At 67.2% G+C, this 24441-nt stretch carries 26 protein-coding genes; 6 read left to right on the top strand and 20 right to left on the bottom strand.

Annotated features, from left to right (window positions below):
- Positions 1-509: 509 nt before the first annotated feature.
- Both HMPREF3151_RS11445 and HMPREF3151_RS11440 read right to left on the bottom strand, forming a co-directional pair.
- Positions 510-788: a hypothetical protein gene (locus HMPREF3151_RS11445; protein WP_070476184.1), complete on the bottom strand. Its 279-nt coding sequence runs from the start codon at positions 786-788 to the stop codon at positions 510-512.
- A complete protein-coding gene (locus HMPREF3151_RS11440; protein WP_070476181.1) occupies positions 788-1426 on the bottom strand; it encodes a sigma-70 family RNA polymerase sigma factor in 639 nt (212 codons plus the stop codon). Before HMPREF3151_RS11440 ends, HMPREF3151_RS11445 begins: the two co-directional genes overlap by 1 nt.
- Positions 1427-1471: 45 nt before the next feature.
- Between HMPREF3151_RS11440 and ybaK the strand changes: the two genes are divergently transcribed.
- On the top strand, positions 1472-1936 hold the full coding sequence (ybaK, locus tag HMPREF3151_RS11435; RefSeq protein ID WP_070476177.1) for a Cys-tRNA(Pro) deacylase: 465 nt from the start codon (positions 1472-1474) through the stop codon (positions 1934-1936).
- Here the strand turns inward: ybaK and HMPREF3151_RS11430 are convergent.
- Positions 1923-2594, bottom strand: coding sequence for an SOS response-associated peptidase (locus HMPREF3151_RS11430; RefSeq protein ID WP_070476229.1), 672 nt, complete (start codon positions 2592-2594; stop codon positions 1923-1925). The genes ybaK and HMPREF3151_RS11430 overlap by 14 nt on opposite strands.
- A 22-nt stretch (positions 2595-2616) precedes the next feature.
- Between HMPREF3151_RS11430 and aroA the strand changes: the two genes are divergently transcribed.
- On the top strand, positions 2617-3888 hold the full coding sequence (gene aroA / locus HMPREF3151_RS11425; RefSeq protein WP_210383741.1) for a 3-phosphoshikimate 1-carboxyvinyltransferase: 1272 nt from the start codon (positions 2617-2619) through the stop codon (positions 3886-3888).
- Positions 3888-4913 (top strand): ribosome small subunit-dependent GTPase A, encoded by a 1026-nt coding sequence (gene rsgA, locus HMPREF3151_RS11420; RefSeq protein WP_070476174.1) that lies wholly within the window; start codon positions 3888-3890, stop codon positions 4911-4913. The genes aroA and rsgA overlap by 1 nt, the downstream gene beginning before the upstream one ends.
- Here the strand turns inward: rsgA and HMPREF3151_RS11415 are convergent.
- Both HMPREF3151_RS11415 and HMPREF3151_RS11410 read right to left on the bottom strand, forming a co-directional pair.
- The gene (locus tag HMPREF3151_RS11415; protein ID WP_070476171.1) at positions 4887-5390 is read right to left on the bottom strand and encodes a DUF6912 family protein; all 504 of its coding nucleotides are present in this window, start codon (positions 5388-5390) and stop codon (positions 4887-4889) included. The genes rsgA and HMPREF3151_RS11415 overlap by 27 nt on opposite strands.
- A complete protein-coding gene (locus HMPREF3151_RS11410; RefSeq protein WP_070476168.1) occupies positions 5390-5803 on the bottom strand; it encodes an HAD family hydrolase in 414 nt (137 codons plus the stop codon). Before HMPREF3151_RS11410 ends, HMPREF3151_RS11415 begins: the two co-directional genes overlap by 1 nt.
- A 155-nt stretch (positions 5804-5958) precedes the next feature.
- Here HMPREF3151_RS11410 and HMPREF3151_RS11405 point away from each other — a divergent pair, with 155 nt between their 5' ends.
- The gene (locus tag HMPREF3151_RS11405) at positions 5959-6396 is read left to right on the top strand and encodes a hypothetical protein (protein ID WP_070476165.1); all 438 of its coding nucleotides are present in this window, start codon (positions 5959-5961) and stop codon (positions 6394-6396) included.
- A gap of 27 nt (positions 6397-6423) precedes the next feature.
- On the opposite strand, the gene secA is transcribed toward HMPREF3151_RS11405, so the two are convergent.
- From secA to HMPREF3151_RS11365, 8 genes are all read right to left on the bottom strand, one after another.
- A complete protein-coding gene (secA, locus tag HMPREF3151_RS11400) occupies positions 6424-8982 on the bottom strand; it encodes a preprotein translocase subunit SecA (RefSeq protein WP_070476162.1) in 2559 nt (852 codons plus the stop codon).
- 180 nt (positions 8983-9162) lie between these two features.
- The gene (hpf, locus tag HMPREF3151_RS11395) at positions 9163-9855 is read right to left on the bottom strand and encodes a ribosome hibernation-promoting factor, HPF/YfiA family (RefSeq protein ID WP_070476159.1); all 693 of its coding nucleotides are present in this window, start codon (positions 9853-9855) and stop codon (positions 9163-9165) included.
- A 221-nt stretch (positions 9856-10076) separates the two neighbouring features.
- Complete coding sequence (locus HMPREF3151_RS11390; RefSeq protein WP_070476156.1) at positions 10077-10703, bottom strand: ComF family protein; 627 nt, start codon at positions 10701-10703, stop codon at positions 10077-10079.
- A gap of 10 nt (positions 10704-10713) precedes the next feature.
- The gene (gene lpqB / locus HMPREF3151_RS11385) at positions 10714-12417 is read right to left on the bottom strand and encodes an MtrAB system accessory lipoprotein LpqB (RefSeq protein ID WP_070476153.1); all 1704 of its coding nucleotides are present in this window, start codon (positions 12415-12417) and stop codon (positions 10714-10716) included.
- A complete protein-coding gene (gene mtrB, locus HMPREF3151_RS11380) occupies positions 12410-14062 on the bottom strand; it encodes an MtrAB system histidine kinase MtrB (RefSeq protein WP_210383740.1) in 1653 nt (550 codons plus the stop codon). Before mtrB ends, lpqB begins: the two co-directional genes overlap by 8 nt.
- Positions 14063-14095: 33 nt before the next feature.
- Entirely contained in the window at positions 14096-14779 is a 684-nt protein-coding gene (gene mtrA / locus HMPREF3151_RS11375; RefSeq protein ID WP_070476151.1) for an MtrAB system response regulator MtrA, read from the bottom strand.
- 35 nt (positions 14780-14814) lie between these two features.
- Positions 14815-15423: a dTMP kinase gene (locus tag HMPREF3151_RS11370; protein WP_070476148.1), complete on the bottom strand. Its 609-nt coding sequence runs from the start codon at positions 15421-15423 to the stop codon at positions 14815-14817.
- 4 nt (positions 15424-15427) lie between these two features.
- Positions 15428-15778 (bottom strand): hypothetical protein, encoded by a 351-nt coding sequence (locus tag HMPREF3151_RS11365; protein ID WP_070476145.1) that lies wholly within the window; start codon positions 15776-15778, stop codon positions 15428-15430.
- Between the two features lie 223 nt (positions 15779-16001).
- On the opposite strand from HMPREF3151_RS11365, the gene HMPREF3151_RS11360 reads away from it, so the two are divergent.
- Positions 16002-17081 (top strand): hypothetical protein, encoded by a 1080-nt coding sequence (locus HMPREF3151_RS11360; protein WP_141741413.1) that lies wholly within the window; start codon positions 16002-16004, stop codon positions 17079-17081.
- Here HMPREF3151_RS11360 and manA read toward each other — a convergent pair.
- Genes manA through HMPREF3151_RS11340 form a run of 4 tightly spaced genes read right to left on the bottom strand, consistent with a single transcriptional unit; the run spans position 17078 to position 21187 of the window.
- The gene (gene manA / locus HMPREF3151_RS11355) at positions 17078-18259 is read right to left on the bottom strand and encodes a mannose-6-phosphate isomerase, class I (RefSeq protein ID WP_070476140.1); all 1182 of its coding nucleotides are present in this window, start codon (positions 18257-18259) and stop codon (positions 17078-17080) included. The genes HMPREF3151_RS11360 and manA overlap by 4 nt on opposite strands.
- 10 nt (positions 18260-18269) lie before the next feature.
- Positions 18270-19271 (bottom strand): hypothetical protein, encoded by a 1002-nt coding sequence (locus tag HMPREF3151_RS11350; RefSeq protein ID WP_070476135.1) that lies wholly within the window; start codon positions 19269-19271, stop codon positions 18270-18272.
- Positions 19272-19296: 25 nt separating this feature from the next.
- Entirely contained in the window at positions 19297-20667 is a 1371-nt protein-coding gene (locus HMPREF3151_RS11345; protein ID WP_070476133.1) for a phosphomannomutase/phosphoglucomutase, read from the bottom strand.
- A 52-nt stretch (positions 20668-20719) separates the two neighbouring features.
- Complete coding sequence (locus HMPREF3151_RS11340) at positions 20720-21187, bottom strand: DUF3499 domain-containing protein (RefSeq protein WP_083290334.1); 468 nt, start codon at positions 21185-21187, stop codon at positions 20720-20722.
- A gap of 93 nt (positions 21188-21280) precedes the next feature.
- On the opposite strand from HMPREF3151_RS11340, the gene HMPREF3151_RS11335 reads away from it, so the two are divergent.
- Positions 21281-21754: a metallopeptidase family protein gene (locus HMPREF3151_RS11335; protein WP_070476127.1), complete on the top strand. Its 474-nt coding sequence runs from the start codon at positions 21281-21283 to the stop codon at positions 21752-21754.
- Positions 21755-21757: 3 nt separating this feature from the next.
- Here HMPREF3151_RS11335 and HMPREF3151_RS11330 read toward each other — a convergent pair whose 3' ends face one another.
- The 3 genes from HMPREF3151_RS11330 to HMPREF3151_RS11320 all read right to left on the bottom strand — a co-directional run bounded on the left by HMPREF3151_RS11330 (position 21758) and on the right by HMPREF3151_RS11320 (position 24422).
- Positions 21758-22006, bottom strand: coding sequence for a WhiB family transcriptional regulator (locus tag HMPREF3151_RS11330; RefSeq protein WP_171194374.1), 249 nt, complete (start codon positions 22004-22006; stop codon positions 21758-21760).
- 328 nt (positions 22007-22334) lie between these two features.
- Positions 22335-23453: a mannose-1-phosphate guanylyltransferase gene (locus HMPREF3151_RS11325; protein WP_083290333.1), complete on the bottom strand. Its 1119-nt coding sequence runs from the start codon at positions 23451-23453 to the stop codon at positions 22335-22337.
- 36 nt (positions 23454-23489) lie between these two features.
- The gene (locus HMPREF3151_RS11320) at positions 23490-24422 is read right to left on the bottom strand and encodes a glycosyltransferase family 2 protein (protein ID WP_246815275.1); all 933 of its coding nucleotides are present in this window, start codon (positions 24420-24422) and stop codon (positions 23490-23492) included.
- Positions 24423-24441: the final 19 nt, after the last annotated feature.

Below are 24441 nucleotides of genomic sequence, written 5' to 3'. Positions count from 1 at the left end.
GTTTATGCACCGAATATGCGCTGGTAAAACGCTTGCGGCGAGTCTGAAAAATCCCCTAAATCGTTGAACATTCTTTCCGGATTGTTCAACGTTTTCACCCGTTGTGGCCTGCGGATTGTTCATCAATCTGCGGGGGTGTTGCGCGGTTTCGTCAGCATTGTTCAACGATCAAATTGCCGCCGCCCGTAGATGGTTCAACAATCCGGCAGAACTGCATTTTATGCACTCTAAGGTGTTTCCACGCATAGTTTTTGCTGATTCCACATTTACCTGCGTGTTTGGGTTGCCTAGACAACTCATGGGCTCGCATTTTCCCTGGCTTTTCCCTCAGAAAACCCAAAAACCCCCTGGATTGTTCAAAGATCCGCGGATTGTTCAGCAATCCGGAAAACCCCACTACCCCCGTTTTTCACCCCCGATGCGGCGGCAGGTGGCCGTCGCAAAGCAAAAAGCTCCTCAAACAACGAAAAAGCCCGCAACCTCCGGGCTGCGGGCGAGAAGCAAAGGCCTTATCTATAGCGAACTTCGGTGTAGCTCACCGTGGTGATGGAGGCGATGATGCGCTGGCGCAACGGCTCCGGGGCCTTCGCGGGGCCGCAACACTCGCGCACCATGGCGCGCACGTCGCGCTCAGACTGTGCGATGGCCAGGCACTCGGGGCAAGCCGCCAGGTCTTTTTTGATCTCCTCGCGACGCTCGGGGGCGGTGTCTGCGTCGAACAGCTCGCACAGCAAGCGGTGGGTGGCCTCGCAGCCGTGAGCGTCGGTGTGGGTGTGTCCAGTGGACATTACTTCTCCTTCGCGTCCTGCTTACCGGCGGCATTTGCCATATCAGCATGGCCGAGACCGATACCGCGTTCCTTCGCCACGTCTTTCAACATCCCGCGAAGCTGTTTTCTTCCCCGGTGCAGCCGGCTCATCACGGTGCCGATGGGAATTTCCATCACTTCCGCGATCTCCTTGTACGCCATCCCCTCCACATCGGCGTAGTAGACCACCATGCGGTAGTCCTCGTTCAACGCGTTGAGCGCTTCAGAGATCCGGGAGTTCGGCATGGCTTTCAGCGCCTCCACTTCCGCGGACTCCAAGCCTGTGGAGTCGTGCGAGCTGGAGGTGTACAGCTGGTTGTCCGTCACGTCGTCCGCGGAAGTTTCCAGCGGGCGACGCTGCTTCTTGCGGTAGGAGTTGATGTACGTGTTCGTCATAATCCGGTACAACCACGCCTTGAGGTTGGTGCCGGGTGTGAAACTGCCGAAGTTCTTGTAGGCCTTTAAATAGGTCTCCTGCACCAGGTCCTCGGCGTCCTGCGGGTTGCGCGTCATGCGCAGCGCGCCGCCGTACAGCTGGTCCAAAAGCGGCATCGCTTCTTCGTTGAAGCGCGCCTTCAGGTCATCGCGTACGCCTGCGTCTGGCTCGGTTTCGGGCATGTGAGCCATTGTAGGGCCACTGTTTCCTCTCGCTACCCTGTGGCCATGGCCGAGAAAACGCACGCACTGACCGCACTGCAAGGCACCGAGCACAAGGTGCTGACCTACTCCCCCAGCCAGGACCATTTCGGCACCCACGCAGCCGAGGAGCTTGGGCTGGATCCGGCGTCGGTGCTGAAAACGATGGTGATCACGCACGAGCGCGAACTAGCCATCTGCTGCGTTCCCGTGGACGGGCACCTCTCGTTAAAAGCCGCGGCGAAGGCGCTCGGATGGAAGCGCGCGGAGATGGCGGATCCGGCCAAGGCGCAGCGCGCCACCGGGTACGTCGTCGGCGGCATCTCGCCGCTTGGCACGAAGCAAAAGCTGAAAACGCTTATCGACGCCTCCGTGGCCGACCTGCCCGCCGTCAACGTCTCCGCCGGCCAGCGCGGCCTGTCCGCGCAGCTGCACCCACGCGACTTGGCGGAGCTGACCGGGGCGACGTTCGCGCCGATCAGCGCGCCGTAGTGTTCTCCCCCATCAGCTCCCCGTAGTCGTTTCTGGTGTTGCCCACCTCCTGGGCCGCCTCGTTCCACACCAGGGTGCCCGCCACCCGGGAGGGGTGCACCAGTCCCAGTGCCTCTTCCGGGGTGCCGTCGACCCAGGTGCGGATCTCGTCCTCGCGCAGAAACAGCGGCAGGCGATGGTGCAGCCACGCCATGTTCTCCGTGGCCTCGGTGGTGACCATGGTCGTCGATAGGCGGTCTAGCCCCGTCTCCCACAGCGCGGCGGCGTACAGCATGCCTTCTTCCGGGCGCACAAAGTAGGGCTGCTTGCCGCTTTCCGTCGGTTTCCACTCGTAGTAGCCGTCCAGCACCATCAGCCCGCGGCGCGCCTTGAACGCGCTACGGAACGACGGCTTCTCGGCCACCGTCTCGCCCCGGGCGTTAAACAGCGGCGGGCCGGTTTCGTCCTTCTTCCAGGTGGGCAACAGGCCCCACCGCGCGGCGTCGATACGCGCTGTCGCCTCCGCGACCCTGATCAACGGCACCTGCTGGGTGGGCGCGATGTTGTAGCGCGGCGGCGGGGTGCCGTCCGGGGCCTCCACCTCCGCGATGCCGGGAAGGCCCGCCACCTCCTGAACAAGGTCGTCGCCTGACGTGAAAAGAACGAATCGTCCGCACATGCGCTCCATTATCATGACTTCCATGACAGAGATGTGGACTGCGCCGTTTCACCCCAGCCCGATCACCCACACACAAAAGGTGCCCGGGTCGAAATCCATGACCAACCGCGCCTACATCCTGTCGGCGCTCGCGTCCGGCCCGTCCACCATCGTCGGGGCGCTGCGCTCGCGCGACACGGACCTGATGGAAGATGCGCTGCGCGCCATGGGCACCGCCATCGAGCGCGACGGCGAGACTATCCGCGTGTCCCCGGGCAAGCTGCGCTCCACCGAGGTCGATTGCGGCCTAGCGGGCACCGTGATGCGGTTCGTGCCGCCCGTCGCGGCGTTCGCGGATGGGCCCGTGCTTTTCGACGGCGACGCCCACGCCCGCAAACGCCCCATGTCCACCATCCTGGACGCGCTGCGCACCCTGGGCGTCTCCGTGGCAGGCGATGCGCTGCCGTTTACAGTCCACGGCACCGGCCACGCCGAGGGCGGCCCGGTGGAGATCGACGCGTCCGGCTCCTCCCAGTTCGTCTCAGGCTTGCTGCTCGCCGCACCAAGGTTCGAGCGCGGCGTGCAGATCCGCCACACCGGCGGCACCTTGCCGTCGATGCCGCACATCGAGATGACGGTGGCCATGCTGGAAGACGCAGGCGTTGAGGTCAAGGCTACCGCCAACTCCTGGTCCGTGGAGCCGCAGGAAATCCGCGGTACCCACTGGGAAATCGAGCCGGACCTGTCCAACGCCGCACCGTTCTTGGCCGCCGCGGCAGTCACAGGCGGCGAGGTGCGCATCCCGCATTGGCCGGTGGCCACCACCCAGCCGGGCGCGACCATGTGCTCCATCCTGGAGCACATGGGCTGCGAAGTGGAGCTGGAGGCCGCCGGCGCCGGCCACACCCTGCGCGTGCGCGGCCCGGAGGCCGGCAACTTGCGCGGCATCCGCATCGACATGAGCGACATCGGCGAGCTCGCCCCCACCGTCGCCGCCATCGCCGCCTGCGCTACCACGCCGAGCGAGCTGACCGGCATCGCACACCTGCGCGGCCACGAAACCGACCGCCTGGCCGCGCTGTCACGCGAAATCAACGGGCTGGGCGGCAGCTGCGAGGAGCTCGTCGACGGGCTGCGCATCACCCCGACGCGGATGCGCGGCGGCGCCTGGCACACCTACGACGACCACCGCATGGCCACTGCCGGCGCCATCATCGGCCTGGTGGTCGACGGCGTCGAGGTGGAAAACATCGACACCACCTCCAAGACACTGCCCGGCTTCGCCGACATGTGGGCGGAGGTGGTGGCGCAGTAATGGGCCGCAGCTTCGCCGATTACGACGAGTCCGATGTGCGCGTGCGCCCCGGCAAGGGCTCGCGCCCACGCTCGAAGAACCGCCCCACGCACGACGACGCCGAGTTCGGCCTCGTGGTGGCCAAAGACCGCGGACGCTGGGGTGTGGTGCTCGATGAGGCCGGCACCCGCCTGCAGTGCACCCGCGCCCGCGAGCTCAAGCGCACCTCCATCGAGGTGGGCGACCGCGTCGGCGTGGTCGGCGACACCTCGGGGGCGAAAGACACTCTCGCCCGCATCGTCAAACGCGAAGAGCGCACCTCGGTGCTGCGCCGCACAGCGGACGACACGGACCCCTACGAGCGCATCATCGTGGCCAACGCGCAGCTGATGCTCATCGTGGTCGCGGCCGCCGACCCGCCGCCGCGCACCGGCTTTGTCGAGCGCGCGCTGATCGCCGCCTTCGTCGGCGGCGTGACCCCGGTGGTGTGCGTGACCAAAACCGATCTCGCGGACCCCTCAGACTTCGAGCGCGAGCTGGAGGCCATGGGGGTGGAGGTGTTGCGCACCGGCGTCGAGGACGGGGTGGAGCAGTTGCGCAAGCTTATCGACGGCCACGTCTCCGCCCTCATCGGCCACTCCGGCGTGGGCAAGTCCACCCTGGTCAACCGCATCGTGCCGGACGCGGACCGCGAAACCGGCGAGGTCTCCGGCGTGGGCAAGGGCCGGCACACCTCCACCCAGTCCGTGGCCCTCGAGGTCCCCGGCGGCGGCTGGATCATCGACACCCCCGGCATCCGCTCCTTCGGCCTGGCGCACGTCTCCCCCGAAGAAATCGTGGACGTCTTCCCGGACTTGGAAGAGGCGGCGCAGCGCTGCCCCCGCGGCTGCACGCACTTGGGTCCCCCGGCGGATCCGGAGTGCGCCTGGGACGAGCTGGACCCGGCCTCCCCCGTCGGCCGCCGGGCCGCGGCAGTGCGTGGCCTATTGGCTGCCCTGCACTCCAACAACGAGTGGGAGCTAAAGCAGCTCGACGAGCACCGGTAGCTCGCTCGGGTCGTAGAACGCCATGTAGTTGTCCTGGGCGTCGCCCACGGCAAGCTCCGCGTCCTCGTCGCCCAGGTCGGCGGCGTCGATGACCTCGATGGCCTTCGCGGTGGCCTCCTCGACCTCCGCGATGTCCACGTGGATCGCGGCGATGTCCTCGAGGTTCACCGGCGCGGACAGCTTCACCACGGACTCGCCCATTTCCGGATCCGGGGTGGCCTGAGAATCCGGCACGTCCGCGGAGACCACCACGCGGCGGTGCGGGTGGCGCTCCTCGTCGCCGATGGCCAAAAGGCGGATGGACGCCATCGCCGCGTCGTCGAACGCCACGGCCTCGATCTCCTCCTGGTCGCCGGAGGTGAAAAACTCGTGCAGCGCCTCGGTGGCGGCGAACGCCCAGCCGTTGCGGGCGTGGATCAGGCGGTTGTCCTCCAGCGCCGCGAGCATGCCGAAGGTCGCGGGGATGTAGACGCGCACTAGAACTCGCCCTCGACGTCGAACAGGGACTGGATCTCCACCGCGGTGCGGTCGATGGCGGTGTGCAGGATGCCGATCATGTTGTACTCGACCGCGGCGCGGACGTTCATGATGTCGTCGTCGATCATCACGCAATCGTTCAGGTCCACCCCGATCGCGTCGGCCGCGGCCTGGAACGCGGCGCGCTCCGGCTTTTCCGCCCCGATCTCGCCGGAGAGCACCACAGCGTCGACTACACCGCCGAACTCCCACTCGCGGATCTTTTCCGCCATCTCGCCGTCGCCTTCCTCGTTGGAGAGGATGCCCACGGCGATGTCCTTCGCCTTCACCGCCTGAATGAGGGTCTTCCAGCGCTGCTCGTCCTCTGCACCGGTGTCCAGCACTCCTGCGTAATCGATGATCAAGCCCTGCAAGGGTTCCCTCTTTCGTTGGTTGCGTCGCGGATGCCTACTGTAGTGAGCACACCCTTTACACGGGCGGCTGCGAACGTGGACAATACTACCTACCCCGAGCCACGCCCGTCCCCCTCCGCTACGCATTCCCGCTCAGTTGAGGGAGGACACCCGCCATGTACTACACCGCCCCAGGGCACCGGCACGTGCAAGTGCTCGTGCCGCAGCTGAACCGGAGCCCAGCCGTGCTCGGCCGGCTCATCCAAGCGCGCAACTCCGGGTCCGCGGCTCCGCCGCCGAACGCTGCCGCCGAGGTCGAACCGGTCGTGGCGGAAGCGCTCAACGCCGCGCTGAGCAAACACCGCGCCACGTCCATGATGGCCTGGCGCTTCGCGCCTGCGGTGCGCGCCCACATCCGCGCCCGCCAGCACGCGGCGGCGCTAACAAACGCACCGACAAGCACCGCCCCCGCGGCGGACAGGCTCCAGGTGGTTACCTGCCACGCCCGCGAGGGCGGTGAATTCTTCGGCACCGTCGAAACTCAAGACGGCACCAGGAGGGCCTACGCCGCGAAAATCTGCGACGGCAAGCTGGTCTCCTTCAAGGTGCTGTGAGGCGGCAGCTCGTCGATAAGCAAATTGCTAGACGACGGTCGAGCCGCCCGCCTCAGCCTGCTCGGTCTCCTGCGTCTCAAACTGCTTGCGCATGGTGAACAGCTGGCGCACGGTCTCCTCCTGGACAGCTTCGTTCATCGCGTTGAACATGTCGCCGCCCTCCTTCTGGTACTCCACCAGCGGGTCGCGCTGCGCCATCGCGCGCAGGCCGATGCCCTCCTTGAGGTAGTCCATCTCGTAGAGGTGCTCGCGCCACTTCGTGTCGATGATCGGCAGGATCACCATGCGCTCCAAGTTGCGCATCTGCTCCTCGCCGCCAATCGACGCCACGTTCTCCTCCAGCTTGTCGTACTGGGCGTTCGCGTCGTCGAGCAGCGCCTGGCGCAGCTGCTCCGAGGTGAGCTCGCCGGCGCGGCCGTACTCGTCGCCGTCGATGAGCTCCTGCGCGCTAACCGTCGGGCCGTACAGGGACTCCAGCGCGTTCCACAGGCCGTCGAGGTCCCAGTCCTCCACGTAGCCATCGGCGGTCGCGCCGTCGACGTACGCGCCGATGGTGGAATCGATCATGCGGCGCACCTGGCCGGCAATGTCCTTCGAGGCCAGGATCTCCTGGCGCTCGCGGTAGACCACCTTGCGCTGCTCGTTGAGCACCTCGTCGTACTTCAGCACGTTCTTGCGCATCTCGAAGTTCTGGTTCTCCACCTGGGACTGCGCGCCCTTAATCGCGTTGGAGACCATCTTCGCCTCAATCGGCACATCGTCCGGCACGTTGAGGCGGTTCATCATGTTCTCCATGGACTGGCCCACAAAGCGCACCATGAGCTCGTCGCGCATGGACAGGTAGAAACGGGACTCGCCCGGGTCGCCCTGGCGGCCGGAGCGGCCGCGCAGCTGGTTGTCAATGCGGCGCGACTCGTGGCGCTCGGTGCCGATGACGTACAGGCCGCCGGCCTCGCGCACCTCGTCGCCAAGCTGCTGCGAGCGCTCCTTGGCAGCCGGGAGCTGCTCGTCCCACGCCTCCTGGTAGCGCTCCGAATCCTCCAGCGGGTCCAGGCCCTGCGCCTGCAGCTTCGCGTCCAGGAGAATCTCCGGGTTGCCGCCGAGCACGATGTCGGTGCCGCGGCCAGCCATGTTGGTGGACACGGTCACCTTGCCCGGCAGGCCGGCCTCGGCGATGATGCGGCCCTCCTCCTCGTGGTACTTCGCGTTGAGCACGTTGTGCTGCACGCCCTTGCGGGTGAGCAGCTGCGACAGGTACTCGGAGCGCTCCACCGAGGTGGTGCCCACCAGCACCGGCTGGCCCTTGGCCGCGTGCTCCGCGATGTCCTCCGCCACGGCCGCGAACTTCGCTTCCTGGGTCTTGTAGATCAAGTCGTCGCGGTCCGTGCGCTGGTTCGGGCGGTTCGGCGGGATCTGGACAACGTCCATCTTGTAAATCTGGTGCAGCTCCGCCGCCTCAGTCTCGGCGGTACCGGTCATGCCGGACAGCTTCTCGTAGAGGCGGAAGTAGTTCTGCAGGGTCACCGTGGCCAGGGTCTGGTTCTCGTTTTTGATCTCCACCTGCTCCTTGGCCTCAATGGCCTGGTGCATGCCCTCGTTGTAGCGGCGGCCTGCCAGCACGCGGCCGGTGAAGCCGTCCACGATCATGACCTCACCCTGGCGGATGATGTAGTCCTTGTCGCGCTCGAACAGCTCCTTCGCCTTGATGGCGTTGTTGAGGTAGCTGACCAGCTGCGAGTGCTCCGGGGCATAGAGGTTGTCAATGCCCAGCTGGTCCTCGACGAACTCCACGCCCTCCTCGGAGATGCCCACGGTGCGCTTGCGCTGGTCCACCTCGTAGTGGATGCCCTCGCGCATGCGCGGCGCGAGCTGCGCGAACACGTTGTAGAACTGGCTGGAGCCGTCCACCGGGCCGGAGATGATCAGCGGGGTACGCGCCTCGTCGATGAGGATGGAGTCCACCTCATCCACGATGGCGTAGTTGTGGCCGCGCTGGACAATGTCGTCGACGGAGCGCGTCATGTTGTCGCGCAGGTAGTCGAAGCCGAGCTCGTTGTTGGTGCCGTAGGTGATGTCCGCCGCGTACGCCTTCTTACGCTCAGCCGGACGCATCTCGGAGAGGATCACGCCCACCTCCAGGCCCAGGAAGTGGTGCACACGGCCCATCATCTCGGCGTCGCGCTTAGCCAGGTAGTCGTTGACGGTGACCACGTGCACGCCCTTGCCGGAAAGGGCGTTGAGGTACGCCGGCAGCACCGACGTCAGGGTCTTGCCTTCACCGGTCTTCATCTCGGCGACGTTGCCGAAGTGCAGGGCGGCGCCGCCCATGATCTGCACCTTGAAGTGCTTCTGGCCGAGCACGCGCCAGGAGGCTTCGCGGGCGGTGGCGAACGCGTCGAGCAGGATGTCGTCCAGGCTCGCGCCGTCTGCGATCTTGTCCTTGAACTCGGCGGTCTTGGCCTTGAGCTCCTCGTCGGTCAGCGCGGCGTACTCGTCGTCGAGCGCCATGACCTGATCGGCGATCTTGGCAAGGCGCTTTACGGTGCGCCCCTCACCGGCACGGAGCAGCTTTGACAGTCCAAACACGTGTGCAAAGTCCTTTACTGATGGGTTGACAGGGCCAAGGTGATACAACCGGCCATTGTACGCACGCCTCCCGGGGTATAGACAACCCCATAGGCACAATTGCCTATCGACGAACCCCGCCCCAGCCCAGAACCATAGACAGAACTGAGCCGGGGCGCGGTTTAGTAGGTTGAGCTGCGGTTACTCGGCCTCCCCTTCCGGGGCGAGCTCGATCAAGCCGTAGTCGAACGCGTGGCGGCGGTAGACCACTGCCGGGCGGTTGGTTTCCTCGTTGATGAAGAGGTAGAAATCGTGGCCCACCAGCTCCATCTCACTCAGCGCGTCGTCCACGCTGCGCGGCGCGTTGGGGTGCACCTTGGAGCGCACGATCTGGCCCGGGACGATGTCCTCGACCTGGTCTGCGTACGGGTCCACGTCGTACTTGCCGGCCTCCTGGGCGGCGCGCTCCTGCTCGGCCTTCGCGTCCGCCTCCATCTCCGCGGCGATCACGCCGGTGCTCTTCGGCGCGCGGTGGCCGGACATCGCGATGTTGCGACGTGCCTTGACCTTGCGCAGCGAGCGTTCCAGCTTGTCCACGGCGACCTCGAGCGCAGCGTAGAAGTTCTCTTCCTTCGCCTCGGCGCGGGCCAGGTGGCCGGAGCCGGTGGCGGTGATCTGGATGCGCTCCGCCTCCGCCTCGCGGCGCGGGTTCTTCTCGTGCTGCAGCTCCACGTGGAACGACTTCAGCGTCGGGTCAAGCTTTTCAATCTTGGCCAGCTTGCCGTTCACTCGTTCCTGGAAATGCTCTGGGACCTCGACGTTTCGCCCGGTGATGGTGACCTGGGCGTCCGGGCTCAGCGTCTCTTGGATCGGGTTACGGTCTGCAGACGTCATCTGCGTCCTCCCTTGCGGTAGTAGGAACTGTGTCCACCACCACTATACAACTGGTTATGACCAATTCGGCCGGTTTTGACGAAAGCTCGCTACCCTGCCCGACACATCGCGGCGGAATCTGTCAGGCTGGCCCTTGAGGCCCAGGTCGGCGCAAACGGCCGCCGTCATCTGTCAGGAATCCGCCGCCAAGCCCCCGCCAAGCCCCCGCCGGGACCCCGCCGCTACGCCGCGCACAGCGCCACACACGCGGCGACGTCTGCCCCGCGCGAGAGCAAAAGAGTGGCACTGGCCTGCAGCGTCGCGCCGGTGGTGACTACGTCGTCGACAAGCACGACCCGGCCGGCGGGCACGCCGGAAATGCGCACGCGCCCCGAAAGGTTGGCCCGCCGCCCGGCTTCGTCCAGGCCGGACTGGTCCGCCGTCCGCGGGTCCAGCGTGAGCACCGGCGCCACCCGCCTGCCGGTGGCGCGGCAGACCTGTTCCACCGGGTCCCCGCCGCGCGCCCGTGCGGAGCGGGTGCGCGTGGGCGCCGGCACCAGCACCGCCCCGGCAGGGATCTCGCCGCGCGCCTCCAGGTACTCCAGCGCGGCCGCGAGCACCGCGCCGACATGGCGGCGCACAGCCAGGTGATTGCGCTCCTTCATGGCCAGGATCACCCCGCGGTGCGGGTCGGCGTACGGTCCGAGCGCGAACACCGGCGCGTGCGGGGTGGTGTTGGGAAATACCCGCTGCGGTGGCGTCGCCAGGCCTTCGCGGCACGCAGGGCACAGCAGCGGCCCCGGCGCGCGACAGCCCGCGCATTTCCGCGGCAACAGCAGCTCGCCGACTTGACCGAATATCTCCCCCATGCGGGAAAGGCTAGCGCGAAGTGATTGGCAGCGCGCGCACGCCTTCCAGTCCCGGCACCTCGCGCCAGATCGGGTTGTCCGCACCGGAGGCCGGCACCTGCAGCAGCGCGTTAGCGTCGGTGACGTATAGCGTGCTCGGCGACGCCGCCACCGCCACCACCGGCGCCGAGATGTTGCCGGCGGACATCGCGGTCATGGAGGAGCCGTCCTGCTCCACGCGCATCACCGGGGTGGTGGAGGTCGTGCCTACCAAGAGGGATCCGTCCGGGCGCCAGTCTGCGGAGATCACGCTGCCTGAGAGCTCATGGGCGTACTCGTAGACGTTGACGATGGAACGCTCGCCGGAGGGTTGCCGGCGCACGATGCCGGTGTAGAGGCGGCCGTCGATCACCATGACCACCCGGGTGCCGGTGCGCGACAGCCGCAGCACGGAAATGTTGCCGTCCACGCCGTCGGGCAGTTCCACCTTGACCTCGCCGGTGGTCAGGCTGCCGGTGGCGGCGGACTGCACCGTGCGCAGGATCCGCTTGCCGTCGGCCACCGTCCACACCGCCGCCGCGTCAGGTTCAAAGGCGGGGCGGGTGAACGTGCCCGCGCGCATGACCTCGGCCTCGGATCCGTCAAACTTGCCGACGCGGAAGATGTCGTCTTCGGCATCGCCGGGTTTGCCGAAGATGGCGGCCCACTCGCCGTCGCTGGCGATGTCGGCGAAGATGACGTCGTTGGCGGCGCCGAGAGTGCCATCCACCGGCTGTGTAGAGCGCTCGTCCACCCGGACGACCTTGCCGCCTGCGAGGGCGTACAGCTTGGTTTCGCCGACGGTTTCCACCAGCGGGCTCGCGGCGATGAAGTCGTCGGTGTCGAGGACGTCGGTGCCGTCGATAAGCGGTTGCCCGTCGGCCTTGAGCTCGTAGGGCCCGGTGACACCCGCGGTGGCGAGCGTCCACACCACCTGGGCCGCGAAGCGGGCGCGTTCGTCCTCGCTCACGCCGGCGAAACCGGTGAAGGTGTAGGCGCCGTCCTGCTCTCCCGTGTAGGACACGCTCGAGGGCAGCGATCCGGTGAGCGCGGGCCGCAGCCGCTCCGAGGGGCCTTCCATGAGCAGCCCGATCAGGTCGCTCGCCAGCGTTTCGCGGCGCGAGTGCACCCAGCGGCGGTCGGTGACCAGCTCCCGGTCGTCCTGGTCGAAGAAGTACAGGTTGTACGGCTGGTACTGGTTGCGCAGCTCCGTGCGCTCGAACACGACGCCTTCCGGCAGCGAGGAGATGCGCCATTGCCCGTCCACCATCTCCATGTCGATGGTGGCCTCATAGTCTCCGCGTTCCGGCGAGTATGAACCGCCGGAGCGCACCACTCCGACGACTTCGCCGTGCACCGAGTAGCTGCGCTGCCCCACTGAGGATCCCGGCAGGGTGGTCATGCCGATGCTGTCCACCACGAGTTTCTGCCCGCTCGGGTCCCACGCGGCGGAAGCGCCCTCGGTGAGGTAGGCGCGCGCCGCCTCGTAGTCGCTGTCGGGGGTGGCAGAGGCATGGTAGAAGTCGCGCAGCAGAAGGTCCGATTCCTGGCCGTCCTTCGGCCCCGCGGCCTGCGTTTCCGTCTCCTCGGGCGCGAAGGAGCGGATCACATGCGGCGCCGAGTTCGTGGGCAGCGAGGCGCAGCCGGCGGCCAGGGTCGTCAGCGCCACCGTGAGGCAGGCGAGTGTTTTACGCATCGGTGTCCTCCTGGAGCCTTCGCTTATCGACGTCCAAAGGTGCCCCTCCATCAGCTCCCCCGTCGCCGCCGGCTGCCGCGTCACCGGCGCCTTCGGTGTCCTCCGGGGCGTCGAGCGCTTCGGGGGCGATAGCGCGCGGCGCCTCGAGCGGAAGCGGCGATTCCGTGAAACCGGCCTCGATGTCGCGCGGCAGCACGAGGCGGAACTGCGAGCCCACCCCGTACTCGCCGATCGCATCTAGCACGCCGCCGTGCAGCTGCGCATCCTCGCGGGCGATGGCCAGGCCCAGCCCGGTGCCGCCGGAGTGGCGCTTGCGGGACTTGTCGGCGCGCCAGAAGCGGTTGAACACCAGGTCCTCTTCGCCTGTCTTCAGGCCCACGCCGCCGTCGGTGACGGTGATCGCCACCGCCTCGTCGTTGGAACGCATGCGCACGGTAACCGGGTTGCCTTCCGAGTGGTCGATGGCGTTGGCGATGAGGTTGCGCACCACGCGCTCGATGCGGCGGGCGTCGCCTTCCAGCGTCTGCGGCTCGTCCGGGATGTCGAAGATGACGTCCACGTCCAGCTCCTCGGCCAGGTGCTGGGTTTGCTGCCAGGCGGACTCCACCGGCTGGCGGGCGTCCACGTTCGCCGCGGAGAGCTCAGCCACGCCCGCGTCGTGGCGGGAGATCTCCAGCAGGTCGTTGAGCAGCGCTTCGAAGCGGTCTAACTCGCTGGTCATCAGCTCCGAGGCGCGCTTCGTCGCCGGTTCCAGCGAATCCTCGTTCGCCGCGATCAGATCCGCCGCCATGCGCACCGTGGTCAGCGGAGTGCGCAGCTCGTGGGAGACGTCGGAGGTGAACTGGCGCTGCAGCGAGCCGTACTCCTCCAGGTTGGCAATCTGCTTGCTCAAGGTGTCCGCCATGTCGTTGAAGGACATGGCCAGCACGGCCATCTCGTCCTCGCCGTCGACAGGCATGCGCTCCCGGAGGTGGCCTGATGCGAAGCGCTGCGCGGTGCGGGAGGCGGAGCGCACCGGCGCCACAATCTGCTGGGACGCCAGCCAGGAAATGCCCATCAGCAGCACCACGACGATCACCGCGGCGGACGCCAAGATGCCGCGCATCAGCGCGACGGTGGAGACTTCGCTTTCCATGTTCATCACCAGGTACAAGCGAAGGTTGGGGATGTCGGCGTTGGTCGGGGTGCCCACAATCAGCGCGTCGTAGGCCGAGCCGTCCGGGCGCTCCACGGTGGCGAACTGGTAGGCCACGTTGCCGTCCCTGACGTAGTCGCCCAGCCGCTTCGGAATTTGGTAGGCCTCCGGCGACGACGTCACAGCACCGTTCGGCGCCTCCACCACCAGCACAGGCTCGTAGAAGCTGGCGGAGTCGCCGCTTTCCTGCGCGCGCTGCGTCAACCCGGCGCGCGCCGAATTCAGGCGCGCCTGCAACGAGGCGGAGGAGCCGGAGTTGGCCAGCTGGTATTCCACGGTCGAACGCGCGCGCTCGATTTCCACAGTGGCGGTTTCGATCTTGGCTGCGGTGATGCGGTCGGTGACAACGGACGCCAGCGCGAAGCCAAGCATAGACATCACGACCGTGGACACGAGCAGCACCGTGCCCACGAAGCGGACCTGCAGCTTCGTGGACCAGGCGTGCCGCACCCGGTCGCCGACACGACGTATGGCGTCCAGGTGCTACACCTCCGACTTACCGGTCTTGTAGCCCACGCCGCGGACGGTGAGGATGATCTCCGGGTTTTCCGGGTCGTGCTCAATCTTGGAGCGCAGGCGCTGCACGTGCACGTTGACCAGGCGTGTGTCGGAGGCGTTGCGGTAGCCCCACACGGACTCCAGCAGCTCCTCGCGCGAGTGCACCTGGTTCGGCTTGCGTGCCATCTCCACCAGCAGGTCGAACTCCAGCGGGGTCAGCTGGATCTCCTCGTCGCCGCGGGTGACGGTGTGCTGCGGCACGTCCACGGTCAGGTCGCCGACCTCGAAGACGTCCGCCGGAGTCTCGTCCGTGCGGCGCAGGCGCGCGCGGATACGGGCGACAAGCTCCTTCGGCTTAAAGGGTTTGGTGATGTAGTCGTCCGCGCCGGACTCCAGACCCAGCACAACGTCCACCGTGTCCGTCTTGGCGGTGAGCATGACCACCGGCACCGCGGACTCCTTGCGGATCTCGCGGCAAATGTCGATGCCGTTCATCCCCGGCAGCATCAGATCCAGAAGGATCAAATCCGGGTCGAACGAGCGGAAGGCGGGCACCGCCTCGGCACCGTCCGTCACGGAGCTGGTCTGGAACCCCTCGGCCTCCAGCACGATTGTCAGCATCTCGTTGATCGCCGGGTCGTCGTCCACCACGAGGATCTTCGGTGCCATGCGTCCTCCTCTATCCTTTTCGCGCTGAGCTGGCCTTACTGCGCCAGCTCGCCCACTACCTGCATGATAACCGCCGGTTCCGACGTGCGAAGCCACCGGCTCGCCCAGTTGCGCTCCGCAAGCTCGGCGTACGCCTGAAACGTCGCCACCTGCAGCGCCACGTCGCGCTCGTAGCGGTCCCGGGTGCGCGTCGCGTCCTGTTCCTCGCGCGCCTCCGCGCGCTCGCGCGCAACGTCCGGGGTGGTGTCCACCAGCACCTGCAAGTCGGGCTTGGGCAGCCCCAACTTTCCAAACTCCAGGTCGTGGACCCACTTCACGGCGGCCGGATCGCCCGTGCGCGCGCTCGTGTACGCCGCGTTGGAGGCGACATAACGATCCAGGACGATGACGCTGTGCGGGTCGCCAGCGAAGCCGTCGAGAAGCTGCTTCGCCCCATGCCTGTCCAGGGCGAACAGGGTGGCCATACCGAACGCCGAATCCGTCAGGTCGCCCATGCGCCCATGCAAGGCGTCGTGCGCCAGCTGCGCATGCACGGACGTTTCATAGCGCGGAAACGCCAGCGTCTCAGCGCCGAAGCGCTCCTTCACCGCAGTGACTAGCGTGTTCTTGCCCGCGCCGTCGATGCCTTCAACTGCAACAATCATTCAGCTACGCCAGCGCCTCGAGGAACTGCTCCAAGTCCTCCTCAGTGTCCGCCTCCTCGAGCACGGAAGCGGCAGACTCCACCAACTGCTCGTCCATCTCGTCCGGGCGCAGGCGGATAAACGGGTACGTCTCCGCAATCTCGCCGGCGGAAAACGGCGCGCCCGCCCAGATCGCCGCGATGGTGGCTGCGGCCTGGCCGTTGAGCAGCTCTTCCTCAGAAGAATCCTGCTTCGCGGCGAGGAGCACCGCGTCACGCACCGCTTCAAAAACATCCTCGAAATCAAGATCGACTAGCTCGTCCAGGAAGTCCGTGTTGGCATCGACCGTGAAAATCTGCTCGTCCCAAGTACTCACTGCGGCGCTCCTTCCGTAGATGGTGCGCGAGCGGGCGCCCGCACAACGTGTCGCACCCATTTGTATACGGCAAAACGACGCTCCGGGGCACTCAAACGCAAAACAACTCGCCGCGCAGGGGTTCCCCATTTCACGATGACGTGCTATAAACAGTGCTACGAAGCCAAACGTTACCAAGTTGTAACCAATGCGCGGGCCGGAAACGCCCGCGGGAGGAGTCACCGTGGAAGGGACAGCACGCCGGGTAGCCGTGTTCATCGGCGCAGGTGCACTGCTTGCTGCCGTCGTCGGTTTCACGGTGTGGGCGACCTCCGCACCCGGCCAGAACAACCGCGCCGGGTTTACCGCGGAAGCCGCGGGCACCACTGGCAACAGCGCCGCTTCCACCACCTCGAGCCCGACAACGGAGACGGTGACGGAGAACCTCACGCACACCCGCACCGTGCGCAGCTCCACCAACTCCCCCGACAACGGCCCCGCCGCGCACCACGGCGCGGATGCGGGCGCGGCGGGAGCGACAGGCTCCGGCGCAGGGCGCGCAGGCGCTTCCATGCCCACCGGCTACAACGCGGCGCACGACCCCTACCTGCCGCCGCACGCGGTAGTCGCTCCGGCACAGGAGTCCACGCAGCCGTCGCGCGTGTACCGCCCGTCCAACATCGTGCCGTCTCCGGCCCGGCCCATGGCCGCCCCGCAGGGTGCCAACCCGGCGGCGGAGCCCACTCCGGCCTCCGCGGACAACCGCACCACCTCCCAGCAGACGCCGGGCAGCACCCCGCCGCGCGAGCCGGGCAACGGCGGCGCCGCGCAGACGAGCACCGCCGCCACCCCGACACCGGGTGGATCCGAGGTGCAGCCGTCGGAGGCCACCGAGCCGACGCACACCCCGGCAGCGGAACCGTCGAAGCGCCCGGATCAGCCGCAGACCACGCAGCAGCCGGAGCAGTCTGAGCCAACCGCGCAGCCGGGCCACGGCTCTGGTCCGTCGCACGTGCCGGACGGAATCCAAGAGGGCTCCCCGTCCGAGCCTGGATCCCCCGCCGCGCAGGAAGACCAACGCCCGGAGATGCGGATGCAGGGCGCAGGAGTCGCAGCGCAATCGGTCCCCGGCACCGAAAGCGCGGCAGACGCCGCACCGCAGGGCAGCGCTCAGCCGAGCGAGGCGCCACAGACCCCGGATGCCGCCACGGGAGGCAATAAGGCGCCGGCACCCGTCGCGGGCAAGGAAGACGTCGCAGGCTACCCGCGCGAGAAAGAAGGCGTGACGGCCCGCGACGTGATTGACAAGATCACCGGCCGCTAGACCGTCGCCACAAACACCTGAGTTTTGCCGGCTGCGGTGATTTCCGTCGCCGCCTCGCTCGCCGGGACCCAGGCGCCGTTGCCCTGCGTTAAGACGAACCCGTCGGCGCCGCGCACTTCGCCGGCGGTGCACAGCACGATCGCGGGGCCGTCTTCGTCGACGGCCAACGTGTCGCCGTCGTCAAGCGCATGCATGCGCACCGCGAAACTGTCCACAGGAAGCTGGAACTCCACGCCGCCGTGCGACGGGGCCGTTTCCGCCCGCGGGTTTTCCAGGGTGCTGAAGTCCAGCACCTTCACCAGCTCCGGCACATCCACGTGCTTGGTGGTCAACCCGCCGCGCAGCACGTTGTCGGAGTTGGCCATGACCTCCACGCCCAGACCGGACAGGTAGGCGTGGAGCTGGCCGGCGCGCAGAAACGCCGCCTCGCCCGGCGCAAGCGTGAGCACGTTGAGCAGCAGCGCCGCCAGCACGCCCACATCGCCCGGGTAGGTCTGGTTGAGCTCGAGGTAAACCTCGGCGGCCTCCACCATCCACGCAGGGGCTGTGCGCTTATCGACGAGCTCCGCCGCAGCACGCTTCACCGATTCGATCAGCTCCACCCGCGGCTGGTGCGGCAGGGAAATCAACGTGGTGAACAGCGCGCGCAGATCCCCTTCGCCATCCGTGGGCAGCAAGGTGGCGTAGCGGTCCAGCTCCGGACTGCTCAGCTCGGCGAAAAACGCCGCGGTGTCCTGCACCGGGCGGAACCCGGCCAGCGCGCGGAACTCGGTCAGCGCGACGATGAGCTCCGGTTTGTGGTTCGGGTCCTTGTAGTTGCGGTTCGGGCTGTTCAGCTCGATGCCCTCGGCGTTTTCGCGCGCGAAGCCTTCCTTGGCCTGCTCCAGCGAGGGGTGGGCCTGAATGCTCAAGGGCGCGGCCGCGGCGAGCAGCTTGACCAGAAACGGCAGCTGGTCGCCGTGCGCGTCCTGCACGCGCTTGCCCAACGCGGCGGCCGGGTCGGCGGCGATGGCGTCGTCCAGGCCCTGCCCGTTCACCGTCGCCGGGGCCGCCGGGTGGGCGCCGAACCAGAGTTCCGCCTGGGGCTGCGGGCTCGGCGAAGGCTCGCCGCGCAGCTGAGCGATCAACGTGTGGGAGCCCCAGGGGTAGGGGCGCAGAGCTCCTTCAAGGTGCTCCATGGTTCTCCTTCTACTCCTCCGAGGCGGCGGCATCGGCGGCGTCGGCTGCAAGCGCCGTCGCCGCGTACGCCCTGGCAACCAGGCGCGCCGCACGGGCCGCCGGATCATCCACGTCCGTCTCCACGGACTCGACCCGGCTGCCCGCCGAGACCACCGGGCTGGCGGTCCCGCACGACCAAACAACGGTTGTTAAACCTACCAGCTTCGCGGGGCCGTCGATGTAGGGGTCGTGGAACAAATCGTCCGCGCCAGCCGTGGAATTGCCCTCCTGAGCACGCTCGACGGCGAAGGGAAGTTCCTCCGCGCCCACGGCGGAAGCAGGGATGCCGTGCGTGGACCACAACGCGGCGGCCAGCTCCGCCACCGCGCTTCCAGCCCGCCCGAACCCGGTGTGCAGCACGCGCTTGCCGTCCGCTTGAGCGCGAAGTTTACGCGCGGCGTTGACCGCCACGTCGCGCCTTGGTGAGACAGACTCCAGCTCGGCGTCCACTTCCGCCGCCAGGAGCTCGAACCGCTCCGCCACCACTTCGGTTGGCTGGCGCAGCGCGGCAAGCACCGCCCCGACGACGGCACACGCGCGCAGCGGGGAGGCCCCAGCGGTGTCGGGCAGGGCGGGGATGACGGTGGTGGCCTGTGGTGCGTCGTCAAGCAAGGGCCCCTGCTTCGGCCCGGCGAGAATGGTTTCGGCGCCGCGGTTGGCCGCGGTGATCAACCCGCGCAGATCCTCCTCGCGGCCGGCATTGTCGCCGAGCACCACCACGACATCGAGCGCCCCAACGTACGCGGGCAGCTCGTCTGCGACCACCACCGGCACCTCGAGCGGGGCGGCGAACGCCGCCACCGCACGCGCCGCGGCCGCAGCGACCTGGTCCGTGGCAAGCACGACCACGCTGCGGGGCTCAAGCCCGCGCAGCCCCGCAAGCAGGTGCGCCGCCTGGCCCACGGCGCGCAGCTGGGCGCCCTCATGGGCGATGTCGAAAAACAGGGCGTCTTCCCTGGAAAAACCGCTCATACCCCGCGAGCGTACGCGGGGATGGTTACGCGCGGATGATGCCGAGGATTTCCTCCGTCAGCGCGTCGACTTCTTCGCGCGTCGGCGCCTCGGCATTCAGGCGCAGCAGCGGCTCGGTATTGGATGCGCGCACGTTGAACCACGCCTTGGAGTCCTTCAACTGCACGGTCACACCGTCGAGGGTGTCCACGGATTCCGCGCGGTCCGAAAACGCGTCCACCACGCGCTTCGTGGCAGCGTCCTGGTCGGCGACCTCGGAGTTGATCTCCCCGGAGGCGGTGTAGCGCTCGTAGGCGCCCATCAGCTCGCTCAGCGGCGCGTCCTGCTCCGCCAGCGCGGCCAGCACGTGCAGCGCGGCCACCAGACCGGAGTCGGCGTTGAAGAACTCGGAGAAGTAGTAATGCGCGGAGTGCTCGCCGCCGAACAGCGCGGAGTGCTCCGCCATCTGTGCCTTGATGTAGGAGTGGCCGACGCGGGTGCGCACCGCCTTGCCGCCGTGTTCTTCAATCAGCTCCGGCACGGCGCGCGAAGTAATCAGGTTGTGGATGATCGTCGCGCCCGGGTGCTGCTCAAGCGTACGGGTGGCAATCAGCGCGGTGATCGCGGACGGGGAGACGGCCTCGCCGCGCTCGTCCACCACGAAGCAGCGGTCCGCGTCGCCGTCGAAAGCCAGGCCGATGTCTGCGCCCTGCTCCACGGTGAACTTCTGCAGGTCCACCAGGTTCTTCGGGTCCAGCGGGTTCGCCTCGTGGTTGGGGAAGGTGCCGTCGAGCTCGAAGTACAGCGGGCGGATGTCCATGTCCCCCAGCACCGCCGGCACCGTCATGCCGGCCATGCCGTTGGCCGCGTCCACCGCGACAACAAGCTTGCGGCGCGTGGGCACCGGCACAAGTTCGCGCAGGTAGGAGGCGTACTCCTCCAGGGCGTCATGCTTATCGACGACTCCCGCTTCCCCCTCGTACCCCGGCACGCCCTCGAGGATCATGCGGCCAATCTCGCCCAGGCCGGTGTCCGTGGACACCGGGGTCGCGCCCGCGCGGCAGAGCTTGATGCCGTTGTACTGCGCCGGGTTGTGCGAGGCGGTGAACATCGCGCCGGCGCAGTGCTGGGTGCCGGCGACGAAGTAGAGCTCGTCGGTAGACGTCAGGCCCAGCAGGGTCACGTTGATCCCCTGGCTGGCGGCGCCTTGCGCGAAGGCGTCTGCAAGCGCCGGCGAAGACGGGCGCATGTCGTGGCCGACAGCGATGCGGGTCTCGCCTTCCCCGCGCAGGATGTGCGCGAACGCCGCACCTGCGGTGCGGACGAAGTCCTCGTCGATGGTCTCGCCGACGACGCCGCGGACGTCGTACGCCTTGATAACGCTCTTCAGCGTCTCTGCTGTGTGCTCAATAGCCATGCGCGGTATCTTATCGCGCGCCCCCGACACGGGCCTGCGCAGACCGCTGTTGCTACTGCTCTGCCTCCGGGTCCGGCACGATGCGCAAGTGCGAGCGACGCGCCGCCTTGGCAGCCGCGATCTGCTCCTCCACCCGCTTCGTGCGGTGCACCGGGTGGTTGGAGGTGTCCGGGTTGTTGAAGTCTTTCTCCGCCGAGTACTCGATCGGGTCCTGGCCGGTTTCCACCAGCCCGGTGGTCACCCTTCCTGCTTCGCGCACCGCCTCCGCGAGCGCGGTGATGTCGGTGTTCTCGTCGTCCAACTCGTCGTCGTCGAGCTCGACGTGCTCGACGCGGACCAGCTCCCACCCCACCGGGGCGGTGATGTGCGCGGAATGACGCTCGCACAGGTCCCACGCATGCGGGTCCGGGGCGGGCGCGAGCGGTCCGACCACTGCCGTCGAATCCGCGTACGCGTAGATCAGCGTGGCCACGGCGGGCCGGCCGCATCCGGGGCGGCAACAACGGCGGTAGATATTCACGGCGCCAAGTCTAAACCCCGCGTTGAGATTTCGACAGTGCAACGCGGCGCGCCCGCGCCACCTTCGCCGCGCGGCGCAATAGCATTGCCAGGTATGAGCTCCACCGGCCCCTCCCACGTGCAACCGGCCCGCAACCGCCACGGCCACGGCGTGCGCGGGCCCATCCTGCCGATCGGCGTGCCGCGCTACCGCACCCGCGCAGACAGCTTCGACCAGCTGGTCATCGACGCCTACGCGCCGCTGCACAACCAGTACTTCAACGAGCTGGCCGGCGTGGACCTTGCCGTGGACACCATTCCCCGGATGCGTCTCAGCCCCGACATGACGGTGTTTCCGGACGAGATCATCGCCGACGGCCCGGTGCCGCTCGGGCGCGTGCTGCAGGCCGGGGTGGACAAGCAGGGCAACCCCACCCGCGCACGCTTCGTGGTGTTCCGCATGCCCATCGAGCACCGGGCGGCGCAAACACAAGAGCGGTCAGAACTCATCACATGGGTTCTGACCGCTCTTGTGGCCAATTACCTCAACTTGGATCCGAGGACTATCTCCCCAGACTTCCCCTGGTAGGGCTTAGCCGATCTGCTTTTTCAGGCGGCGGCGCTCACGGTCGGAGAGCCCGCCCCAAATGCCAAAACGCTCGTCGTGCTCGAGCGCGTATTCCAAGCACTCGTCGCGCACTGCGCACGCTTTGCAGATCCGCTTCGCCTCGCGGGTGGAGCCGCCCTTCTCCGGGAAAAACGCCTCCGGGTCGGTCTGGGCGCACAGCGCCTGATCCTGCCACTCCTGCTCGACGGCGCCGAACAACTCGTCGAGGGTCATCCCTCCTGCGGCCGCGCCGCGGAGGGTGGCGTCTGCCTGGTTTTCCACGCCATTACCTTCCTTAGTTGCTTGTCGGTCGTATAAGAGTGGTGACCGCAGTTCCCGGCTGGCGGGTACTGCGGATAACACTGCTGTGATTACACACCGGGACACTAAATAGCCGCAACCAGAATTCTGCAGTTTCGGTCCCTCGCTCCCTATTTCCCACGTCGCTCGTCACACGAGTCACATTAGTCACACGCGCCAGGAGATGGGGGTGCGCATCGGGGGTACTACATATGGTAGCGGCGCCGATTTGAGCAACTATTTTTCAGTTTTGGCGTGTCGCTTACGCGTCCGGAGAGAAACGCACTCCCGAATCCGGGATTTCCACGCCCGGCCACACGCGCATGCCCGCCTGCAGCTCGCAACGCGCGCCAATAGTTGCGCCCTCGCCGATCACGCAGTCCGTGATCCGCGCGTTCGCGCCGATCCGCGCACCAGCGGCGATAATCGAGTTGCGCACCATTGCGCCAGGCTCGATGGTCACGCCGTCGAAAATCACCGAGTCGTCCACACGCGAGCCGGCCCCGATCTCGCAGCCGCGGCCCACAGCCGTGCCGCCGATGAGGATGACGCCGTGCGCGACGCCAGCGGAGTCGTCCACAAGCGACTCGCCCGTACGCCCCTCGAGCAACGGCGAGTACGCGATGCCGCGCACCACATCGGAAGACCCCTGGACGAAATCGTCCGGGCGGCCCATGTCGCGCCAGTAGGACGAATCCACGTGGCCGACCACCTTCGCGCCCGCCTCCAGCAGACCCGGGAACGTGTCGCGCTCCACCGACACCACGCGCCCGGCCGGGATCTGCTCGATCACGGAGCGCTTGAACACGTAGCAACCGGCATTGATCTGGTCGGTCGGCGGATCCTCCGTCTTCTCCAAAAACGCCAGCACGTTGCCGTCCTCATCCGTAGGCACCGAGCCGAACGCGCGCGGGTCCGGCACTCGCACCAGGTGCAACGTAACGTCGGCGTCCTTGTCCACGTGGGTCGAGGCGATTGCGGACAGGTCCGCGCCGGAGAGAACATCGCCGTTAAACACCATGGCGTTGTCGTAGCGCAGCCTGTCTAGCACGTTGCGGATGCCGCCACCGGTGCCGAGCGCCTCTTCCTCCACGACGTACTCGATTTCCAAGCCAAACTCGGAGCCGTCGCCGAAGTACTCCTCGAACACCTCGGCCTTATAGGACGTGCCCAGCACCACGTGGCGCATGCCGGCGGCCTTGATGCGGGCGAGAAGATGCGCCAAAAACGGGTAGCCGGCGGTGGGAAGCATCGGCTTCGGCGTCGACACCGTCAGCGGACGCAGACGCGTGCCACGTCCGCCCACCAAGATCACCGCGTCCATCTCTATGACCGCCCCGTCGGCCGCCTGCGCGGCGTCGATGTGCTCCGAAGTTGCCATTGCTTGTCCTTTTCTTCCTGTTTACTGAAGTTCTCGCTAAGTATTGGTGCGTCGCCGCGGTTTGCGCAGCCCGAGCTGGAACGCCCCGCGGACCTTCAGCCCGAGCCACAGCGCCCAGCGCAGCGGCGCCTGCCACCGGTGCGGGTGCCGGTCACGTTGGAAGCGGTAGGCCGAACCGTGGTGCGCGGGCACCGTCACCTTGCGAAACTTCCCCGCCACGTGGCCCTGGTCGTGCAAAATCACCGACGACGGGCAGTACAGGTTGTCCCACCCGGCGCGCGAGAGCCTGTCGCCGAAGTCGATGTCTTCCAGGTACATGAAGTAGCGCTCGTCAAAGCCGCCGATGGCGTCGAACGCGTCCCACCGCACCAGCAGACAGGCGCCTGAGAGCCACCCGGCGGTGCGCTGGACATGCATGTTCGCGTCCGCCTTGTAGGCGCGGGAGAACGGGTTGCGCGGCCAGACGTCGTAAAGCAATGCATGCCCGATGCCCGTTGCAAGGCCGGGAACCTCGCGCGCGCTGGGGTACGCGGAGCCGTCCGCCTCCTCAATGCGCGGGCCCGCTGCCCCGGCCTGCGGCACAGCGTCGATGCAACGGATGAGCTCGTCGATGCTGCCCGGGCCGAATTCCACGTCCGGATTGACGATGAGGAAATAGTCGCCCCGGATCGCATTCGCTTCTCGACGCTCCGCAAGCGCCGCGGCCGCGACATTAATCGCCGCCCCGTAGCCGATATTTCCGCCAGTGGGCAGAAACTCCACGTGCTCGTGCTCCGCGGCAGCCCGCTGCGGAGCACCGTCGGTGGAACCGTTGTCCGCGCAGACCAAGCGCACCTCACCGCTCGTCGCCGCGTCGAGCGATGCAATCAGGTGCGACAAATGCTCGCCCGGCGAGTACGTCACCGTAATCACAGCAAGCGGCAAATCGGATGCCGCCGCATGAGGCGTATGGAGAAAGTCTGCGTTCACAATGGCTGGAATCATACCC

It is taken from the genome of Corynebacterium sp. HMSC05H05 (assembly GCF_001807265.1).
GTDB lineage: Bacteria > Actinomycetota > Actinomycetes > Mycobacteriales > Mycobacteriaceae > Corynebacterium.
The sequence above is the reverse complement of the archived record's forward strand: the minus strand, read 5'-3'. Positions and strand labels throughout refer to the sequence as shown.

Excerpts from the sequence above, each read along its gene's own strand:
- HMPREF3151_RS11430 (WP_070476229.1), bottom strand. The coding sequence starts at position 2,594 with ATGTGCGGACGATTCGTTCTTTTCACGTCAGGCGACGACCTTGTTCAG.
- aroA (WP_210383741.1), top strand. The coding sequence starts at position 2,617 with ATGACAGAGATGTGGACTGCGCCGTTTCACCCCAGCCCGATCACCCAC.
- HMPREF3151_RS11350 (WP_070476135.1), bottom strand. The coding sequence starts at position 19,271 with ATGAGCGGTTTTTCCAGGGAAGACGCCCTGTTTTTCGACATCGCCCAT.
- lpqB (WP_070476153.1), bottom strand. The coding sequence starts at position 12,417 with ATGCGTAAAACACTCGCCTGCCTCACGGTGGCGCTGACGACCCTGGCC.
- mtrA (WP_070476151.1), bottom strand. The coding sequence starts at position 14,779 with ATGGCACCGAAGATCCTCGTGGTGGACGACGACCCGGCGATCAACGAG.
- hpf (WP_070476159.1), bottom strand. The coding sequence starts at position 9,855 with ATGACGTCTGCAGACCGTAACCCGATCCAAGAGACGCTGAGCCCGGAC.
- HMPREF3151_RS11445 (WP_070476184.1), bottom strand. The coding sequence starts at position 788 with ATGTCCACTGGACACACCCACACCGACGCTCACGGCTGCGAGGCCACC.
- HMPREF3151_RS11405 (WP_070476165.1), top strand. The coding sequence starts at position 5,959 with ATGTACTACACCGCCCCAGGGCACCGGCACGTGCAAGTGCTCGTGCCG.
- HMPREF3151_RS11440 (WP_070476181.1), bottom strand. The coding sequence starts at position 1,426 with ATGCCCGAAACCGAGCCAGACGCAGGCGTACGCGATGACCTGAAGGCG.
- HMPREF3151_RS11335 (WP_070476127.1), top strand. The coding sequence starts at position 21,281 with ATGAGCTCCACCGGCCCCTCCCACGTGCAACCGGCCCGCAACCGCCAC.
- rsgA (WP_070476174.1), top strand. The coding sequence starts at position 3,888 with ATGGGCCGCAGCTTCGCCGATTACGACGAGTCCGATGTGCGCGTGCGC.
- HMPREF3151_RS11325 (WP_083290333.1), bottom strand. The coding sequence starts at position 23,453 with ATGGCAACTTCGGAGCACATCGACGCCGCGCAGGCGGCCGACGGGGCG.
- ybaK (WP_070476177.1), top strand. The coding sequence starts at position 1,472 with ATGGCCGAGAAAACGCACGCACTGACCGCACTGCAAGGCACCGAGCAC.
- HMPREF3151_RS11390 (WP_070476156.1), bottom strand. The coding sequence starts at position 10,703 with ATGGGGGAGATATTCGGTCAAGTCGGCGAGCTGCTGTTGCCGCGGAAA.
- HMPREF3151_RS11370 (WP_070476148.1), bottom strand. The coding sequence starts at position 15,423 with ATGATTGTTGCAGTTGAAGGCATCGACGGCGCGGGCAAGAACACGCTA.
- HMPREF3151_RS11330 (WP_171194374.1), bottom strand. The coding sequence starts at position 22,006 with ATGACCCTCGACGAGTTGTTCGGCGCCGTCGAGCAGGAGTGGCAGGAT.
- HMPREF3151_RS11345 (WP_070476133.1), bottom strand. The coding sequence starts at position 20,667 with ATGGCTATTGAGCACACAGCAGAGACGCTGAAGAGCGTTATCAAGGCG.
- manA (WP_070476140.1), bottom strand. The coding sequence starts at position 18,259 with ATGGAGCACCTTGAAGGAGCTCTGCGCCCCTACCCCTGGGGCTCCCAC.